16 protein-coding genes are annotated in these 17,024 nt (G+C 50.2%); 6 read left to right on the top strand and 10 right to left on the bottom strand.

Going from position 1 to position 17,024, the window contains the following annotated elements:
- The first annotated feature begins 52 nt into the window (after window positions 1-52).
- Window positions 53-1,732 carry a tetratricopeptide repeat protein gene (locus tag GmarT_RS23610; RefSeq protein WP_002647755.1) on the top strand — a complete coding sequence of 560 codons (1,680 nt, stop codon included), beginning with the start codon at window positions 53-55 and terminating at the stop codon, window positions 1,730-1,732.
- Between the two features lie 67 nt (window positions 1,733-1,799).
- Complete coding sequence (locus GmarT_RS23605; RefSeq protein WP_002647756.1) at window positions 1,800-2,411, top strand: TlpA family protein disulfide reductase; 612 nt, start codon at window positions 1,800-1,802, stop codon at window positions 2,409-2,411.
- A gap of 3 nt (window positions 2,412-2,414) precedes the next feature.
- Here GmarT_RS23605 and GmarT_RS23600 read toward each other — a convergent pair whose 3' ends face one another.
- Window positions 2,415-3,947, bottom strand: coding sequence for a sulfatase family protein (locus GmarT_RS23600; RefSeq protein ID WP_002647757.1), 1,533 nt, complete (start codon window positions 3,945-3,947; stop codon window positions 2,415-2,417).
- A 205-nt stretch (window positions 3,948-4,152) separates the two neighbouring features.
- Here GmarT_RS23600 and GmarT_RS23595 point away from each other — a divergent pair, with 205 nt between their 5' ends.
- Together GmarT_RS23595 and GmarT_RS23590 are read left to right on the top strand one after the other, a co-directional pair.
- On the top strand, window positions 4,153-5,925 hold the full coding sequence (locus tag GmarT_RS23595) for an arylsulfatase (RefSeq protein WP_002647758.1): 1,773 nt from the start codon (window positions 4,153-4,155) through the stop codon (window positions 5,923-5,925).
- A 344-nt stretch (window positions 5,926-6,269) separates the two neighbouring features.
- On the top strand, window positions 6,270-7,577 hold the full coding sequence (locus GmarT_RS23590) for a Gfo/Idh/MocA family protein (RefSeq protein WP_002647759.1): 1,308 nt from the start codon (window positions 6,270-6,272) through the stop codon (window positions 7,575-7,577).
- Window positions 7,578-7,628: 51 nt separating this feature from the next.
- Here GmarT_RS23590 and GmarT_RS23585 read toward each other — a convergent pair whose 3' ends face one another.
- From GmarT_RS23585 to GmarT_RS23565, 5 genes are all read right to left on the bottom strand, one after another.
- A complete protein-coding gene (locus GmarT_RS23585) occupies window positions 7,629-8,756 on the bottom strand; it encodes a leucine-rich repeat domain-containing protein (protein ID WP_002647760.1) in 1,128 nt (375 codons plus the stop codon).
- A gap of 127 nt (window positions 8,757-8,883) precedes the next feature.
- On the bottom strand, window positions 8,884-10,302 hold the full coding sequence (locus tag GmarT_RS23580; RefSeq protein ID WP_085997370.1) for a hypothetical protein: 1,419 nt from the start codon (window positions 10,300-10,302) through the stop codon (window positions 8,884-8,886).
- 72 nt (window positions 10,303-10,374) lie between these two features.
- Complete coding sequence (locus GmarT_RS23575) at window positions 10,375-11,112, bottom strand: FadR/GntR family transcriptional regulator (RefSeq protein ID WP_044239035.1); 738 nt, start codon at window positions 11,110-11,112, stop codon at window positions 10,375-10,377.
- A gap of 176 nt (window positions 11,113-11,288) precedes the next feature.
- A complete protein-coding gene (locus GmarT_RS23570; protein WP_002647763.1) occupies window positions 11,289-12,632 on the bottom strand; it encodes a glutamine synthetase family protein in 1,344 nt (447 codons plus the stop codon).
- 4 nt (window positions 12,633-12,636) lie between these two features.
- The gene (locus GmarT_RS23565) at window positions 12,637-13,065 is read right to left on the bottom strand and encodes a hypothetical protein (protein WP_002647764.1); all 429 of its coding nucleotides are present in this window, start codon (window positions 13,063-13,065) and stop codon (window positions 12,637-12,639) included.
- Window positions 13,066-13,182: 117 nt separating this feature from the next.
- Here GmarT_RS23565 and GmarT_RS29610 point away from each other — a divergent pair, with 117 nt between their 5' ends.
- Window positions 13,183-13,323 (top strand): hypothetical protein, encoded by a 141-nt coding sequence (locus tag GmarT_RS29610; protein WP_002647765.1) that lies wholly within the window; start codon window positions 13,183-13,185, stop codon window positions 13,321-13,323.
- A 2-nt stretch (window positions 13,324-13,325) separates the two neighbouring features.
- Here the strand turns inward: GmarT_RS29610 and GmarT_RS23560 are convergent, their stop codons facing one another.
- The 4 genes from GmarT_RS23560 to GmarT_RS23545 form a co-directional block, all read right to left on the bottom strand.
- Window positions 13,326-13,748: a cupin domain-containing protein gene (locus tag GmarT_RS23560; RefSeq protein ID WP_002647766.1), complete on the bottom strand. Its 423-nt coding sequence runs from the start codon at window positions 13,746-13,748 to the stop codon at window positions 13,326-13,328.
- A 179-nt stretch (window positions 13,749-13,927) separates the two neighbouring features.
- Window positions 13,928-14,932, bottom strand: coding sequence for a Gfo/Idh/MocA family protein (locus tag GmarT_RS23555; RefSeq protein WP_002647767.1), 1,005 nt, complete (start codon window positions 14,930-14,932; stop codon window positions 13,928-13,930).
- Window positions 14,933-14,977: 45 nt separating this feature from the next.
- Window positions 14,978-15,394, bottom strand: coding sequence for an HIT domain-containing protein (locus tag GmarT_RS23550; RefSeq protein ID WP_002647768.1), 417 nt, complete (start codon window positions 15,392-15,394; stop codon window positions 14,978-14,980).
- 34 nt (window positions 15,395-15,428) lie between these two features.
- Window positions 15,429-15,809, bottom strand: a complete 381-nt coding sequence (locus GmarT_RS23545) for a globin (RefSeq protein WP_002647769.1) — start codon at window positions 15,807-15,809, stop codon at window positions 15,429-15,431.
- Window positions 15,810-15,986: 177 nt separating this feature from the next.
- Here GmarT_RS23545 and GmarT_RS23540 point away from each other — a divergent pair, with 177 nt between their 5' ends.
- The gene (locus tag GmarT_RS23540) at window positions 15,987-17,024 is read left to right on the top strand and encodes a hypothetical protein (protein ID WP_052301268.1); all 1,038 of its coding nucleotides are present in this window, start codon (window positions 15,987-15,989) and stop codon (window positions 17,022-17,024) included.

Here is a 17,024-nt window from a genome sequence, read left to right as displayed (position 1 = left end):
CTGCTGATTCAGTCGACAACTTGGAAAAATATTCTCGTCCGAACAGGCTGTTATGACTCGCAAAGCGGAAACTCTGATTTTACTGGCAGTCGTTTCAGTTATCTTCGCGTTGTACGGCTCCTTCTATTCGAACACGTTTCTGTATGACGATTCCGAACAGGTACTGGCACAGCAGCCCCTGGAATCATTCGACGATCTCATCATGATCTTCACAGAGCCCAGTTTTCCAACACTGCCTTACTATCGACCTCTGACCCGGGCATCAATCATCCTTCAGAAAACATTACACGGCGATGATGCCCGCTGGTTTCATCTGTTCAATGCGCTGCTGGCAAGTATGACAGTGGGCATAGCGTGGCTGCTGATTCGTCTGCCCGTGTTTAGAATTCAGCCGGTTCCTGCTTTGTTTGTTGTAGCTCTGTTTGGTCTGCATCCCGCGGCTTCTTCCTGCGTCTATCCTGTCTCGTCGGGGCGTGAAACATTATTGCCTGCCGCTCTGATACTGCTCTCGACCTGGTGTTTCCTGAAAGGGACACAGAAGTATTACTGGTGGGCCGTCGTAACCTGTGGTCTTGCATTTCTTGCGAAAGAGCAGGCGATTGTGTTGCCTGTGTTATTTGTGATTGCTGACCGGTTGAAACTGACGGGTCTTCCAGAGCAGAAACAGAAGATCGACTGGTTACGGCGTTATGCCCCCTTTCTGTTACTCACAGCGGGTTATCTGCTGTTGCGCTGGCTACTGTTCAGCGGTACGGAAGTAAAACTCATGCTGGCAGAGCAGCCACTGGGGCCATTTTACTCACTACTGTATTCGCTGCAGACCAGTTTTGTTCCGTTTGTAGAACTGGTGTATGAGCCACCCATTGATGTCTGGTTCGATCCAATGCGTATTACAGTCGCATTGCTGCTGACGGGAATACTCATCTATTTTGTGTTCAGAAAATCAGATGTCCTGGCCCGGACTGCCTGTTTCTGGGGAGCCTGGTTTTTGCTGTTGATTCTGCCGACATCCAATATTCTGGAACAGGAATGCTTTTATTCAGAGCGTTACGTTTTCCTGGCGATGCTGGCTCCGCTGGCGCTGTTTGCGTCAATCGTCAGTCAGTACTGGGATCGTTTTCTGGTTCGGAAACTGTTTGTGATTACAGGTCTGCTGGCGGGCGTGTGCCTGGCCTGTATCAGTGGGATTCGCGGTTTTTATTTTGAGAATGAAGAGACATTTTTCCAGCAATGGGTCAATACGAATCCCAGTTCGCCGACCGCGCATGTGCATCTGGGACTGGTTTACGCCAGTCATGGACAGTTTTCGGAAGCAATTGCCTGTTACGAGCGGGCTCTGGCAATCGACCCGGAATTCACAGGGGCACTGATCAACCAAGCCAACGATCTGGTGACAATGCAGCAATATGACCAGGCGATTCAACTGTATCAGCGGTCACTGGAACTGCTGGATGAAAAGTTACAGCATCTCGAGGTCGGTGTATATCATAACCTGGGGAACGCCTGGTGGGGCAAACAGGATGCAGAGCGGGCAATCCAGTCATATGAACATGCGATTGAACTCTCTCCCGAGCATCTGCCTTCGTATCTGGCGCTGGCGGATATTTATCTGCAACAGAATCAACCCGCACATGCCGCCCGTTATTTAAATGCGGCGTTGAAGCTGGAATCAGCGACGAAACAGAAACAACGTGAAATCCACAACGTCATGCAGCGTTTTCATCTGGAATGATTTTATTATATTTTATTTGTAACTGACTGATTTTTCTGATCTGGTTCCGGACACGATGGTACTATTCATGATACGAAAACTGATACTCTGCTCAACATTGCTCTGTCTACTGACTGCCTGCAGTTTTGGTGAGTCACAAGAGCAGGAGACGGAAGCACAACCGTTGACCGCGCGTGAGGCTGTGATTCAATCATTGCCAGCGGTCGAAATTCAACTGAAGGAAATCACCCCCGAAACCCTGCCGGCGGAAATTGAGAAACATCGCGGGAAAGTAGTGTTTGTTGATTACTGGGCGACCTGGTGTCCAATGTGCCTGGATTCGTTTCACCACTTAAGTAGATGGCACCAGGAGTATGCCGATAAAGGTCTGGTGATTCTGGCGATCAACCTCGATGAAGATAATGAGAGCAATCGCAAGGTCGTGAAGGAATATCTTACCGAACAGCGTGCCCCTTTCGAGAACTTTATCAGCACTGTGAAACCTGATGCAATACGCGACGAGAAATTTGGCATCGAAGGCAGCACTCTCCCTTTCTGCCAAATTTATAATCGAGAGGGGGAACTGGCTGTGACGCTGGGAAATGTCAATCCGGAGCGACTCTACGGCGAAGTATCGATCTCTGACGCCTTAACGAAACTGTTTACTGAAACAGACTCAGCCAAAAATGCCAACAGGTAAATATCAGGATGCGTTGCCGAGAGCCTGCAGTTCCGGGTAGCGCTCGTCGGTGTCACCGGTCTGTGCTTTCAGTTTCTTTAACTGGCCTTTCAATTTCTCAAGCACATCCTGGTAAGCGGGGTCTGCAATCACGTTTTGCATTTCATGGGGGTCTTTGCGTAGGTCATAGAGTTCCCAATGTGGGGTTGTGGGAGTTTTTAGCGCACCAGGAGCATCCAGAGGCAGGCCGTAGAAGAAAATCAGTTTATAGTTTTTCGTGCGAATTCCGTAGTGAGCCGGGTTGTCATGATGCGTCATATGCATCCAGTAGCGGTAGTAGGTTGCTTCGGGCCAGTCTGCAGGGGCATCCTCACCTTTCAGGACAGGCAGAAATGAGCGTCCCTGCATGAATTCAGGTTTCTCAACACCTGCCATTTCCAGTAGGGTTGGTGCGAAATCGACATTGTTGATGATGTTTTCATTTTTCGAATTCGCCTTGATCCACTTCGGATAGCGTACAATGAAAGGCATCCGTAATGATTCTTCATACATCCAGCGCTTGTCGATATAGTCATGTTCCCCCAGCATGAAACCCTGGTCGGCAGTATAAATAATGATCGTGTTGTCCAACTCGCCTGTCTGTTTCAGGTATTCCACCAGACGCTGAATATTATCATCAACGCCGCGCACACATCTGAGATACTTTTTCAGATAACGCTGATACGCTTCCCGTGTATATTGTTCAGAAGAGAGTAGCGGATCTACAAACATATGGTGGCCCATGTTACGTCTCTCATTGCGAAGCCCGATCGAAGTGCCATAGAGTGCATGGTGCAACGGTCCATGTTGACCACGATGCCAGAGAGAGTCGGGTTCGGGAATGACAACATCCTGGTAGAGCCAGTCGTAACGTTCCGCATTTTCAAAATTATCATGCGGGGCTTTGAAATGATGCATCAGGAAGAACGGTTTCTCTTTCTGTTTGCGGTTCTTCAGCCATTTCAAAGAGAGATCTGTGATCACATCGGAAGAATGTTTTGAGTCGTATCCGCCAGTACGGAATTCGTTTTTCGGCCAGGGCAGGGGCCCACGAACCCGAAAGACAGGGTTAAAATAACTACCCTGGCCCGGCAGTACCGTGTAGAAGTCGAACGCAGCCGGCTCTTTTTTCAGATGCCACTTGCCGATCATCGCAGTTTCATAACCGGCTGATTTGATGAGTTTCGCCAGGTGCTGCTGTTCCGGTCCAATCGCACCATTCAGTGTGGTCACGCCGTTGACGTGCGAGTATTGCCCCGTCATCAGAGTGGCGCGGCTGGGAGTGCAGATCGAGTTCGTACAGAATACGTTTTTCAGCAGTATGCCTTCACTGGCCAGACGGTCCAGTGTGGGGGTTGGATTCAGCACCGCCAGTCTGCTTTGATAAGCGCCGATGGCATGGGCGGCATGATCGTCAGACATGATATAGAGGATGTTGGGGCGTTTTTCGTCAGCCCGAGCCGTACTCAGGATTGCGGTCAGACACAGAATCAGGCAGCAGAAGCGCTTTGCTTGCATGGGTTCCCGTCTTTCAAATTAGAAAGGTAAATTGCTTTTTGGGGAGGCGGCAAAGAATCTGTTTGCAGAGTCCCGACGAAATGCATAGACTGAGATTATACCAGAGCCTTCCATTGATTTGTAATCTCTGACTGTCTGGGACCACGAGATTCACTCCAGAAAACCTGCGTTCAGTATTTTCATCCTTGCCTCCGGATCCGATACCATGCCTTACTTGAGCCACTGTCGAATTGTTTATGCTTTGCTGATTGTGTTGACTGTCTCTCTGCTGGCGACGCAACTTCAAGCGGCGCAGCATACCAATGTGATTTTGATCATGACTGACGATCAGGGGGGCTGGGATTATGGCTTCCAGGGAAACAAACATCTGAATACGCCTCACCTGGATGCGATGGCTGCCAACGGGGCGCGACTCAGTCGATTCTATGTCAGTCCGGTCTGTACGCCAACCCGTGCCAATCTGATGACGGGGCGTTACAACTATCGCACCCGGGCTATTGACACTTACATCGGTCGCGCGATGCTGGAACCGACTGAAGTAACCATCGCCGAAGCGCTCGCTCCTGCAGGCTACCGCACGGGAATCTTCGGCAAATGGCATCTGGGAGATTCGTATCCCCTCAGGCCACAGGACCAGGGGTTTCAGGAAGTGCTCGTACATCGGGGAGGCGGCATTGGGCAGCCCAGCGACCCACCGGAAGGAGCCGGGAAATATACCGATCCGGTATTGTTCCACAATGGCGAGAAGAAACAGATGCAGGGCTATTGCACGGATATCTATTTTGATCACGCGCTGAAATTCCTTGAGCAGAACGAATCGCAGGACAAGCCGACATTCATGTATATCGCGACCAACGCACCGCACGGTCCGTTTCATGATGTGCCTGAAGATCTCCGCAAAAAATATCAGGCGATGGATCTGACAGACGCTTACGGCTTTGATATGAATCCGAAACGCAAAAATGAAAAACAGTTTGATAAAACATCGCGTGTCTTTTCCATGATCGAAAATATTGATCAGAATATCGGCAAGCTTTTTCAGCATCTTAAGAAGATTGACGCATTGGATAATACACTGGTCCTGTTTCTAAACGACAATGGACCGAATGGTCCCCGATATGTGGGGGAACACCGCGGAGCAAAGGGGAGTGTGAATGAAGGGGGCATCCGCTCCGTATTAATCGCGCATTGGCCGGCTCAACTGAAAGCGGGCACTGTGAACCCCACCATTGCCGCCCATTACGATCTGTTTCCCACTATCCTGGCGGCAACCGGTGTTGAAAAACCAGCAGGGTTGAAACTGGACGGCATCAATGTGTTACCCCTCCTTAAGAATAAAGCGGATCAGTGGCCCGAACGGTCTCTGTTTCTGCAGTGGCATCGGGGGGATGAACCTCAACCCCGCACGAATGCTGCGGTGGTGACGCAAGATTACAAAATGACGTTCTCCAAACCGGATGAACCGGGCAAGCTGTTTCATCTTCAGAACGATCCGGCAGAACGCCAGGATCTGGCGGCTGCGAAAACAAAGCTGGCGTCCCACATGACAGAGCAGTACAACAACTGGTTTCAAGATGTGAGTTCGACACGCCCTGATAATTACGCGCCGCCCCGAATTCATATCGGGAATCCAAAAGAAGAGACAACGGTTCTCACGCGTCAGGACTGGCGTTACTCAGGTCCCAAGGGGAAAGGCTGGACCAGTGATGCGCGAGGTCACTGGCTGGTCACCATTGAACAGACGGGGCTTTATGATATCAAAGTGCTGTTTGGCAAAGAACGCGATGAGGCCACAGCCGAATTGACTGTGCAGGTCGGGCACGATCTGTTTCATGCAGAGGTACCGGCTGGTAAAAGCGAACATGTCTTTCAGAACGTGAAATTACACGCAGGGGAACAGACAATCGACATCAAAATTGTGGAAGGCAAGATCGAACGTGGACCGAAAATGGTCTATATCACACAGAAAGCTCAGTAGCCCTCTAATCCTTCATATTATGAATTGAACAGGGTTTGAGCTCTGATGTCGTGCTATTTCAAACAGTTCTTTCTCAAAGAATGTGAAAAACAGGCCTGATCTGGAATGGTCACAGGCTGTGATTCAAATTACCATAAATAAGGAATATTAATTTATGGGGTGAGGTCTGTTTCTGTTTTCTGCCGGTTTCATTTGGGAAACCTCCAGCAAATTGATTGCTGGCACGTAGGAAGTGCATAGCAGATACTTGCCGAACCATGGTGAATTGACTACTGACAGTCAATCAATACTCACACCTGCCAGTCGCGAAACCAGTGGGCTGGCCTCTTTAATGGGATTGATTAATGCAAAAGAATTCAAATTTCAGCCGTCGCGAATTTCTGAAGACCACCACTGCTGGTGCCGCTGCGATTTCAGCGGGTGTCTGGACAGGAGTTGCTCCGGCCGCTTCAAAGTCTGCCAACGGTAAACTGAACATCGCCTGTATCGGTACTGCTAACCGGGCCGCCGCAGATGTGGATGGCGTCAAAGGCGAAAATATCGTCGCGCTGGTCGATGTTGACAGTAATTATCTCGATCGTGCCTCAGCCAGTTTCCCGAATGCCCGTCTGTATGCCGACTATCGTGAGATGCTGGAAAGCGAAGAAGGAAAAATTGATGCGGTCGTGATTGGTACGACCGACCATCATCATGCTCCCGCGACGATACGTGCCATTCGCAAAGGGCTGCACGTTTATTGTGAGAAGCCTCTGACCCATACGGTTCAGGAAGCACGTATCATTGCAGAAGAAGCGAAAAAGCAGGGAGTCGCCACTCAGCTGGGAACACAGATTCATGCTGGCGATAATTATCGTCGCGTGGTTGAAATCGTGGAGTCCGGTGTCCTGGGAGATATCGGTGAAGTTCACGTCTGGGTTGGTAAAGGCTGGGGAGGCGGGGATCTGCCAACGGAAACTCAGGCACCTCCCAAGAATCTGAACTGGGATCTGTGGCTGGGCCCCGCGCCTGAACGTCCTTATGCAGCAGGACGCTATCATCCCGCTCAATGGCGTCGCTGGTGGCAGTTCGGTCAGGGAACCCTGGGCGATATGGCCTGTCACTACATGGACCTGCCTTTCTGGGCCCTGAAGCTACGTCATCCCACCCACTGTGAAGCAGAAGGTCCGGAAGTTCATCCGGAAGCCTGCCCGCACGGATTGACCGTTCGCTACAAATTCCCCAAGCGAGGGGATCTGGCTCCGGTCAACCTGACCTGGTACGATGGAAACATGATTCCGAAAAAAGTCGCCGGCGAACGCGTTCCCGGCAGCGGGGTGATGTTTGTGGGATCGGAAGGCAGTATGTTTGCCAACTACAGCAGCTATAAATTATTCCCCAAGGAAAAATTTGCTGATTTCACCCCTCCCAAGCAGAGCATTCCGAAGTCAATCGGACATCATGCGGAATGGATCAAAGCCTGTAAAGATGGTTCACCCACAACCTGCAACTTTGATTATTCTGGCGCTTTGACCGAATCGGTTCTGCTGGGCAATGTCTCCTACCGTGCCAAGAAAGCACTGGACTGGGATGCTGCCAGCCTGAAAGCCACCAACTGTCCCGAAGCCGACCAGTACATCACGAAAGAGTACCGTGCCGGCTGGGAAGTGGTCTAATTAAGAAAGCCATCCAGTTCTGTCCGGCTCCTCAATCGTGAGTGAGCCGGGCTACTGGCCTTCGATGTACTTGAGCTGAATCTCGGTATTCGGCAGTTTCTTTTTCAGTTCTGCAACCCCTTTTTCTGTGACCGCCGTTCGTGTCAGTTTCAGTTCTTTGAGACTGGTGAGTGGTTCCAGATGTTTTAATCCCTCATCCGAGACTGCGGTCGAACCAAGATGCAGGAATTCCAGTTTCTGCATGTCTTTCAGATATTTCAGTCCTGCATTGGTCAGGCGGGTATTATCCAGGTTTAACCATTCCAGGCTGGTCAGTCCCTGCAACGGTTCGACTCCGGCATCGGTCAGTCCGACACGCCACAGATTCAGTTTTTTCAGCTTTCCCAGTCCGGATAGATGTTTCATGCCTGCATCTGAAAGCAGACTGTTTTCACTCAGGTCGATTTCTTCCAGTTGCGGAATCTTTGCGAAGACTGCCAGCCCCTCGTCTGAGATCTGATTCTGTGAGAGTCGTGTTTTCTTCAGTTTGGGGAATTGAGTCAGTGTTGCGAGACCATCATCGTCTACCAGTGTTTTTGCCAGATAGAGTTCTTCGAGTTTATTCAGATCCTTCAGCTGTGAGAGACCATCACCGCTGACCCAGAGGAAATCGAGCATTAACGCTTTCAGGTTGGTCAGCTGATTGATGTCTGCCATCGCGTCATCGTCAATATCCGAGTTGCCGGACAGACGTAATGCTTTGAGTTTCGAAAGCCCCGTCAGATATGAGATCGCTTTGTTATTTAACGAGCAGTTTCGCAGGTCGAGGTTTTCCAGCGTCGTGACTTTTCCCACCGATTCTAATGCTGCATCAGTGATGGGAGTTTCGTTTAACAGCAGAGAACGGAGATGCGATAAGCCTGCGATTTCTTTCAGGGCTGCATCATCGATCTTTGTGCCACGAAAATCGACTTCAATCACATAACCGGCTTGATCCTGTTTCAGTTTTGCTCCCAGCGTTTTCAGGGATTCCGCCAGTTTTACTTCACTTTCAGGTACTGTCGCTTTAGGAGTATCCGTTGATTGCTCTGTTTTCTTTGCCTGGTTGGCAACCGGCTCGTTCTGGGTGGGCTTATCAGCACAACCTGAAATTAAAAGTAGTGATAAAGCGAAAAGGGACATGCCCCGAAACGGTTTCATAGCGGAATCCTTCATACGTAAAAGCGAAAATTCGTGTCACGTTTAAAGCATACCGACTCAGGATATTGCTCAAAACCGAATCGGGGCAGCAATTCCACTTTTTACTGAAATGTTATATTGAAAAACGTTATTTTCGTTGGTTGAATTTCAACGCATACAAGTCAGCATCCTGCATCTTAAAACGAAGCCGGACTGGTTTGCCTGAGATGCTGGAAACATTGGAGCCCTGTTTCCATTTCACGATGCGGGCGATGTGATCACCATAGATCGGTTCGCAATCATCCAGTGAAAAACCGGGTATGGGAATTCCTGCAGCGTCCTGCAACTCAACCAGAATCTGACCGGCGGCACTGGTCGAATAGTTGATCTCCAGTTCATCACCAGCAAATTGTAATGGTTTCGTCACCAGCGTTCCCCCGTTGAGAGGCGCATTGACGGAAGCGATTCCATCCAGTCGCGTCACATAACGTCGACCGCCTGTAAGGAAAAAAGACATTTCTGCGGGACCGGTCTGGTGAATACCAATCGCAGCATAGTTGGCCCGGTTGGCCCAGCCGTCCTGGCCGATACCAGGTCGGATATACGATTGAGTAAATTCCCGATCAAACTGGGAATTTCCCCGGGCACTCATAAACAGAATATCGGTGGCAGATCCTCGCTTAGCCATGAATCGGGTGGGCAGCGCGAAATAAATATGCGGGGCCCGAAAATAGGGTTGCGTACAGGCCGTATAAAGGTGTTCGTTCGGTAAATTTGCCTGCATTTTTACGAGCGGTGTCCAGTGAATGAAGTCCTGTGAGGTGGTGCGGGCAATGCCACGATAGCCTTTGATAAAACGACGGAAATAACAGACGTAAGCCCGTTCACTTTCAGACCAGAATGCATAGTTCTGTGAATCAAAGTATTTTCCCCACTCTTCCGGAATGACTGGTTCCTGCTGGAGCGGTTTCCAGTGGATTCCATCGGGAGAAACAAATGCTTTGAGCCCCCCCGGCCCGCGGCGTTGTTTGACTTCCAGATGCTGATTGGGCTGATAGGCGAGTCCTCCCAGTGCTTTGTATTTTTCAGATTCAGGGACTCCGGGGCGGGTATCAATAAAGGGAGTGAAGTTATGATTGACCAGAAACTCATTCATCAGCACAACGTTGCCCTGGGGAAATGTCGGATGATCCGGATAAATGCCAAGATGCGGCAGTGTCCAGTGAATCGCATCAGGACTCTCGGCATAGAGGGTAACTTCTCCATCGTGATACTGCTCCCAGCCTTTCTTCCAGTGATTGCCTGGTTGAGTATCTCCGCGGTAGTAAAACTGATACCCCCGATCTGATTTGAGGACTGTGGCGTAATGACCGTGAGGCCGCGGTGGTGTCACAGCAGGCATGAGTTGCGGTGGATGCAGCTTCAGTTCAGCATGTTCAAGTTCATCGATCAAAAATCGATCTACAAACAGTTCACGACGCGAGCCGATTTCCAGAACAGGATCATCAGCCAGACAATCCAGGGAGAACATACAGAACGGTATTAGAACAGACAGGATTGTTTTCATGGGATAATCCTTGCAATTGTGAATGGCAATCTGCTGACGATTGCCAAAGGTCCGGATTCTTTAAAATCCTGGTCAGAACTCCTTCAGCGAACTGATCATGGTCAGTACCGGCTGCAGATGGCGGGTCATTTGTTCGACCGCAAGAATGGGGTCACCGGCTTTGATGGCTTCAATGATCTGCTGGTGGTCTTCCACAAACAATTGAGTCGGTTGAGGAAAATGTTGAATTCCCTGCTGAAAATAATTTACTACGACTTGATGAAACTGGGAAATCAGGCTTTGGTCGGCTGAGGCCAGGAGAATTTCGTGAAATAACATATCTTGCTTTACAAATTCCTTCAGTTGGAATTTCGGATCCAGTTTCTGGCTCGCCAGCAGTTCGGCCTGTTCAGAAACGATTTGCTGAAGACGATCCAGTTGATCCGGCTGGATATTTTCCACAACCAGAGGCATCGCTCCGATTTCAATCACAACGCGAAACCGCGCGATCTCCATCCAGCCTTTGTGTTGCGACATCTGGGGGATCAGAACTTTTTCCAGGATCGAACCAACGTCTCCCTGAGCGACCGATATCCCTACTTTGGGACGTCCGGTAACAATGCCTAATCCGCGCAATGCTCCTACGGCTTCTCTGATGACAGACCGCGAAACCCCGTATTGATCTGTCAGACTTTCAACCGTTCCCAGAAAAGAGCCCGGTGTTAGTTTTTCCTTTTGAATTTTAGTGCAGATCTTTTCCGCGATTTGAGCGCTCTGGGGATTAGATGGAGAAAATATGTTTTTTGAAGTATTCGCAGAAAGATCCGGCATAGTGACCTGCATTCAGAAAACGGGTGAGTTTGAGAGGAGGGATTTCTTTCGATATTGATCGAGCTGATCTAAATCATAAATGAATGTCGATGTCGTGTAAAATCACTTGGATAAAGGATCATAAAAATAATTGGTCACCTGCAAGAGTACGAAAAGTAGTTCTCTATTCCGTTTGCTCAAAAACGAAATTCATAAGCCTGGCGTTCCCCATCATCTTCCAGTGAATCAATCATGCTGATCTCTGCCCGTTTCATGGTAAGATAATCAGCGATTCGGCTTGCTCCGAATCCTGTTTGTAATACAGTATTCTCCTCAAGTGCGGACAGGGCAGTTTCCAGGTCGAGAGGATAAGCGTTTATATTAAAAGCATGTCGTGCTTCCGCAGTCAGTAAAGCCGGGTCGGTCAAAACAGGATCGCCAGGATCAAGCTCATTTTCGATTCCATCCAGTCCTGCACAGATCAGGGCAGCAAGCGCCAGATAGGGATTGCAGGTGGAATCGCAGGGCCGATACTCCAGATTCACAGTGGCGGCTTCCTGTCCCTGGAATCCTGAGGCGGCACGGACTGTCGCTTCACGATTATCCGGGCCCCAGCAGGTTGAGCTTGAACTCCAGCAGCGTTCTACAAATCGCTTATAGGAATTGGTCGTCGGTGCCGTGAACGCCATTAATGCAGGCAGGTGCTTGAGGACGCCTCCCATGAAATTCCGCGCTGTCTGCGAGAGCAGAAATTCGCCCGTCGGATCGTAGAACAGATTCTGGTTTTCGTTCCACAGGCTGAAATGAATGTGGCACCCGTTACCGGCAAAGGCGGGAGAAATTTTAGGCATGAATGAGACGCGATACCCGTTTGCCTGCGCGACTCCTCGTACGGTCTCTTTGAAAACAACCTGCTGATCGGCTGCCAGCAGGCCGGCCTGATGTCGCACGGGAAGTTCCTGCTGACCAGGACCCGCTTCGGGGTAGTACTTTTCCACTTTGATTCCCTGCTGCTCCAACGCAGAAATCAGAGGCAGAATAAATGGACTGGCCAAGTCCATGGCAGCAGAACTGAAACAGTTCAATTGGTCAACTGGTTCCCAGCCAGTATCTGTTTGCTCTAACAGCGTAAATTCATTCTCAAAGGCTGCCTGAATCTGCATACCCTGTGCAGCGAGTCGTCTGAGAAAGTCTTTGAGCAGGCTGCGCGGGCAGAGTTCCCAGGCAGCACCCTGCAGCGTTTCCACATCCGCCAGCATTCGCGCATGACCAGGCAGATAAGGCAGAACCTGGAAGGTGTCTACATCAGGACGAATGCGAACTTCACCCACCGGTTGATATTTACTGAGTGGCGGGAGATGATCGAAAACCGTCACCGACATCTGGGCCTGAGTCAGGCCAATCCCACTTTCCAGAATCGCATTCAGATCAGCTGGACGGAAGGCTTTGCCACGGGTGATCCCATCCGGGCCAACATAAATGGCCCGCACCAGTTCGATTTTCTGTTCCCGCAGCTGCTTCTCCAGTAGTTCGCGTTGCATCGTATTATTTCTCTGACTTGAGAGTTACCAGAACCTGTTCGGGATCGAAGACTCCATTCATGACGACTGCAGATTTTTTGATCTGCTTATGACAGGCGATACAGGTCATGGTCAAATGCAGATAACTGAGGGAAGCACCATCTATATTTATTTTCTTTGCATAATTTAAGACATCTTTGGCTGCATTGCGAAACTCGGCACTCTGCTGTGCGAAAATCGGGCCTTCTACAAGTTGCCATTCCGTGGCATTACTCATCTCGATCATTTTCTGAGTACCCTTTTGGATCAACTCAAAATCTTCCACAACCAGACCTTCCAGGACCTCTTTAGAGCTGTCCAGCTTGGTTTGCATGAACTGCGATATCTGCTCCTGGGTCGGATTCTTTTTGACGGGTGGCTTTGCTGCATGCAGATCAGACGCTTGAGATGACAAGAGTGGGAGAGTTCTACTCTGGTTTTGCGAACCTGTGAAAATAAGGCCTGATACAATGATTAATAGAATGGTTCTCATAGCACTCTCCTCGTCCAGTAACCGGGTGACAGGAACCCTGTGAAAACGATCTCTTGGAAAATCGATTTTACACAGGCATCCCTTAATTTTAAGGACCCCAGCCTGTCCTGGGAAGATACGCTGGTAACTTCCGGAAAAACGCTGATGAAAACCACAGGTTGTGACCGGTCTGATATCTGATTTCAGGAACCTTTTACTCCGGTCCAGGCGGGAGGATCGCTTGCCGGGAACGATTCATCAGAGGCTTCGTCAACTCTATTGAGTGGTGGTTTTTTGGAGTGAGAAGGAACAATCGTCAACAGTAGCGCCGCTGATTCGACACACTCCACTGCGTGTGTTTCCGCATGAGGCAGATAAATCAGTTGACCTGCTTTCAGATCATGATCTTCTCCCATGCATTTAAAACGGACATGACCTTCCAGGCATTGGACCGTTAAAACGCCGGGAGCGGAATGACTGGGTAGGGAATTCCCTGCTTTGATGATCAGACGGATGATCTCCAGATCATCTGTCTTGACCAGGGTCGTTGTTTTTGTCGACTCCAGAGCAGATCCGAGAGGGGCGACAGTAAGAACTTCGCCCGCTTTTGCATGCGACGGTGACATGATAAAATCCTTAAGTTAGAGTCTGGTGTTTATTCCATAGAACCTTAGCGGTTGAGGTTCGACGGCTTTTGAAAACACGGCACTCAACCGGATTCAGGCATATTGTCTGCTTCCATTCTAGGTTGCTGGAGCGTGCAAAGAAAGGGCCTGTTTCTAAAATCTGGTCTCACCTGAGTTTATCACGACTTAAGCTGTTGCATGCCCGCTTCCAGAATCCGCTGTGCTTCCAGGCTTGTTTCCGGAGCACATAGCCCCCAGGGAGTTTCTCTGGTCCGGACGCAATGGGCGAAGTGTTCGGTGGCGGTCTGTAATGATAAAACCGGGCATTGAACTTTGACTTCCGCCCCTTCCGGCTGATCGGCAGTCGCCAGCATCAAACGCCCTTTTTTCTGCGGTTCCACAATATAGGTTCCCTTGGAACCATACATGGCGGTGGCGTAGGCCGTCAGTTTGCCCACTTGCGACCAGGAGCCTTCAGCAGTCGCCATTCCTTCAGGATAATTCATCACGATGATGGCGTTGTCTTCGACTCCCAGAGGTTCGGTTCGGTATGCTCCCCCACTCGCCAGAATGGATTCCGGAATACCCATCAGACAGCTGGCCAGAACACAGCCATAACAGCAGTAATCCATCATCGCGCCGCCACCATTGCGCGCAGGGTCAAATAACCATTCACAAAAATAATCGCTGCAGCCAAGTTCTTTCGGTCCTGCATGCGCGGCGCGATACCTGACCTGCCAGAGATTACCAATCTCACCCGCCAGGGCAGAATTGACAGCATGCTGCATCTGAGGCCACCAGGCAAAAGGCCAGTTTACCATCAGGCAGACTCCCTGCGCACGGGCGGTTTCCAGCATCTGTTCTGCCTGCGCGAAGTTGGCGGCCATCGGTTTTTCGATCATGACCGGCAGGCCGCGGTTCAACGCCTGGAGCGCCAGCTCTGCTCCCTCTTGATTACTGCTGAAGATATAGACGCCATCCAGTTCATGACTGGCAAACAGCTCCTCCGCAGTAGCATACGCGGGGCAACTGTATTCTGCCTGAATTCGCTCTCGAAGCGGCTGATTCGTATCAAACGCGGCAACCAGTTCCGCGTTGTCTGAATGTTGCAGTTGAGGCAGATGGTCCCAGACATGATCGTGGATCAGTCCCAGAATTCCAATACGCAGTGGTTGAGATGTCATGGTTGTACTCTATAAAAAATGGGGTGACTGGATCTGAAGTATGAATTAACTTATCTGGTGATTTGCTGAATTGAGAAATGCTGTAAATCGATCTTTAATCTGCTGCACCTGTTTTTCCGTGTAAGGTTCAGTTTGTGGCTGTCCCCAGACCGGGGCAGGCCAGTAAGGATCGCTATGCTTTCTGCCAATCACATGGATATGCAACTGGCTGACGACGTTTCCCAGTGTGGCGATATTCAGTTTGTCAGGTGCACAGGTCTGCTGAATGAAACGGGCAACAAGATTGACTTCGCTGAGAATGGATGTCTGCTGGGAGAATGGCAGGTTGGTCAGTTCGATCTCTTCACAATGCGGAACCAGGATCAACCAGTCGACCAGTGAGTTGTTCAACAGTAGTAGAGTCGATTGTTCGAGTTCGCATACAATGTGACAGTCCGTTTTGAGTCGTTCGTCCAGATTCATGTTTTCATCTCTTTCCATGTATGAGTGAGACGCATTATCGATTGATCAGAAAGGTTGCCATCTGATCAAAGAACGGTTCGAGAGTCTGTCTGATTTCGTCAGGCAGTTCGACTTCCTGCATGGCGGCGGTCATGAGTTCCATCCAGCGGTCACGGGCACTCTGATCAATGGCGAACGGGGCGTGCCGCATTCGCAGGGCCGGATGTCCCCGTTCTGTCAGGTAACGTTGTGGCCCACCCAGTCGATACACCAGGAATTCCTTCAGCCGATACTCTGCCCCGTCCAGATCGTCAGCCGGGTACATCGGGCTGAGGATCTCGTCGCTGCGGACGCCACGATAAAATGCGGCGACCAGTTGTTCCAACTGTGATTCTCCCAAGTGATCAAACAGTTCTTCTACCGAAAGCGGGCTCATGTGTTTCTGAGTGTCCTGTGCTCATAAGGAAAATGGATGGATTGTTTTAGAATGCACTCAGTTGAGTGGCTGTGTTTTTAGTTACGTATGGTATCTTAGATGCTGATGAGAAAGATTCCTACTCGACGGATGTGTCACCTTTCGTATTTCTACATGGTCTACTCTGAGGGATTCAATATGCGGCGCTATCTGCTTCAGATCATCATCATGTCTGTGATTGTTGTCTGCAGTGAAAATCTATTCGCTGCAGAACCGCTCTGGGATGGCTACGTGCAGAGCCCGTGGTTTGATGAGCAATATCAGTATCTGCAACCGGGGCCCGAGGTGCGGGCGATCATTGTTGCGCCTCGTCCTGAAAGAATAAATCCGGAGCGTATCAATCGAGTGGTGCTGTTTGCCACTCCGAACGGAAACTCGATTGAGCAGACACTGGGATGTGAACAGAAAGCCGGTCGCGACTGGCATTTTGATATCCAGCATATCGCCGCCCAGCATCGACAGTGGCAGTCGTTAAATGAGCGTGAGAATCTGATCCTGGTCTGCCTGGATGCGAAAGGCTTAAGCTGGCCTGGGTGGAGAGCCCGCCATCCGGACAACCCCCAGTTGATTCGCGATGTCATCGCTGCGATATTTAAACAGATTCCGCTCAAGGAACCACGACTCACGCTGGCCTGTCACAGTGGGGGGGGGAGTTTTCTGTGGGGTTACCTGAACGGCTCTGAAACAATCCCTCCTGAAGTCGATCGTTTTGTGTTTCTCGATGCGAACTATTCCTTCAGCACCGCCGACGGGCATGGGAAAAAGTTTTCCGACTGGTTACAGGCTGACAAAGGTCGCAATCTGATTGTGATGGCCTACGATGACCGCAATGTTCTGTTTCGCGGCAAAAAAGTGGTCAGCCCTACCGGAGGCACGTTTCGAGCGACTCAACGCATGCGGGATGAATTCGAAAAAACTTTCACATTCAAGGAATCGGCTGCGGGGGATTTTAAGATCGCGACTGCCCTGGAGGGGCGCATCCGGTTATTGGTCCATCAGAATCCCCGGAATCAGATCCTGCATACACAGTTGGTGGGAGAAATGAACGGATATCTTTACGCCGTCATGGTGAATACTGTGGAAGCACAGGAGAAACTGCCTGTTTCGCCTCGCAGTTATACACGGTGGATTCAACCGGAACCGTTTACAATGCCTGAAGAGAAAGCGGCCCCCTGA

The organism is Gimesia maris, from assembly GCF_008298035.1.
Classification (GTDB): Bacteria; Planctomycetota; Planctomycetia; order Planctomycetales; family Planctomycetaceae; genus Gimesia; species Gimesia maris.
The sequence above is the reverse complement of the archived record's forward strand: the minus strand, read 5'-3'. Positions and strand labels throughout refer to the sequence as shown.

Coding starts and splice junctions, on each gene's coding strand:
- GmarT_RS23555 (WP_002647767.1), bottom strand. CDS start 14,932: ATGACATCTCAACCACTGCGTATTGGAATTCTGGGACTGATCCACGAT.
- GmarT_RS23580 (WP_085997370.1), bottom strand. CDS start 10,302: ATGAAAACAATCCTGTCTGTTCTAATACCGTTCTGTATGTTCTCCCTG.
- GmarT_RS23550 (WP_002647768.1), bottom strand. CDS start 15,394: ATGAATCTGGACGAACGACTCAAAACGGACTGTCACATTGTATGCGAA.
- GmarT_RS23560 (WP_002647766.1), bottom strand. CDS start 13,748: ATGTCACCGTCGCATGCAAAAGCGGGCGAAGTTCTTACTGTCGCCCCT.
- GmarT_RS23585 (WP_002647760.1), bottom strand. CDS start 8,756: ATGAAACCGTTTCGGGGCATGTCCCTTTTCGCTTTATCACTACTTTTA.
- GmarT_RS23545 (WP_002647769.1), bottom strand. CDS start 15,809: ATGAGCCCGCTTTCGGTAGAAGAACTGTTTGATCACTTGGGAGAATCA.
- GmarT_RS23590 (WP_002647759.1), top strand. CDS start 6,270: ATGCAAAAGAATTCAAATTTCAGCCGTCGCGAATTTCTGAAGACCACC.
- GmarT_RS23570 (WP_002647763.1), bottom strand. CDS start 12,632: ATGCAACGCGAACTACTGGAGAAGCAGCTGCGGGAACAGAAAATCGAA.
- GmarT_RS23600 (WP_002647757.1), bottom strand. CDS start 3,947: ATGCAAGCAAAGCGCTTCTGCTGCCTGATTCTGTGTCTGACCGCAATC.
- GmarT_RS23575 (WP_044239035.1), bottom strand. CDS start 11,112: ATGCCGGATCTTTCTGCGAATACTTCAAAAAACATATTTTCTCCATCT.
- GmarT_RS23610 (WP_002647755.1), top strand. CDS start 53: ATGACTCGCAAAGCGGAAACTCTGATTTTACTGGCAGTCGTTTCAGTT.
- GmarT_RS23540 (WP_052301268.1), top strand. CDS start 15,987: ATGCGGCGCTATCTGCTTCAGATCATCATCATGTCTGTGATTGTTGTC.
- GmarT_RS23605 (WP_002647756.1), top strand. CDS start 1,800: ATGATACGAAAACTGATACTCTGCTCAACATTGCTCTGTCTACTGACT.
- GmarT_RS23595 (WP_002647758.1), top strand. CDS start 4,153: ATGCCTTACTTGAGCCACTGTCGAATTGTTTATGCTTTGCTGATTGTG.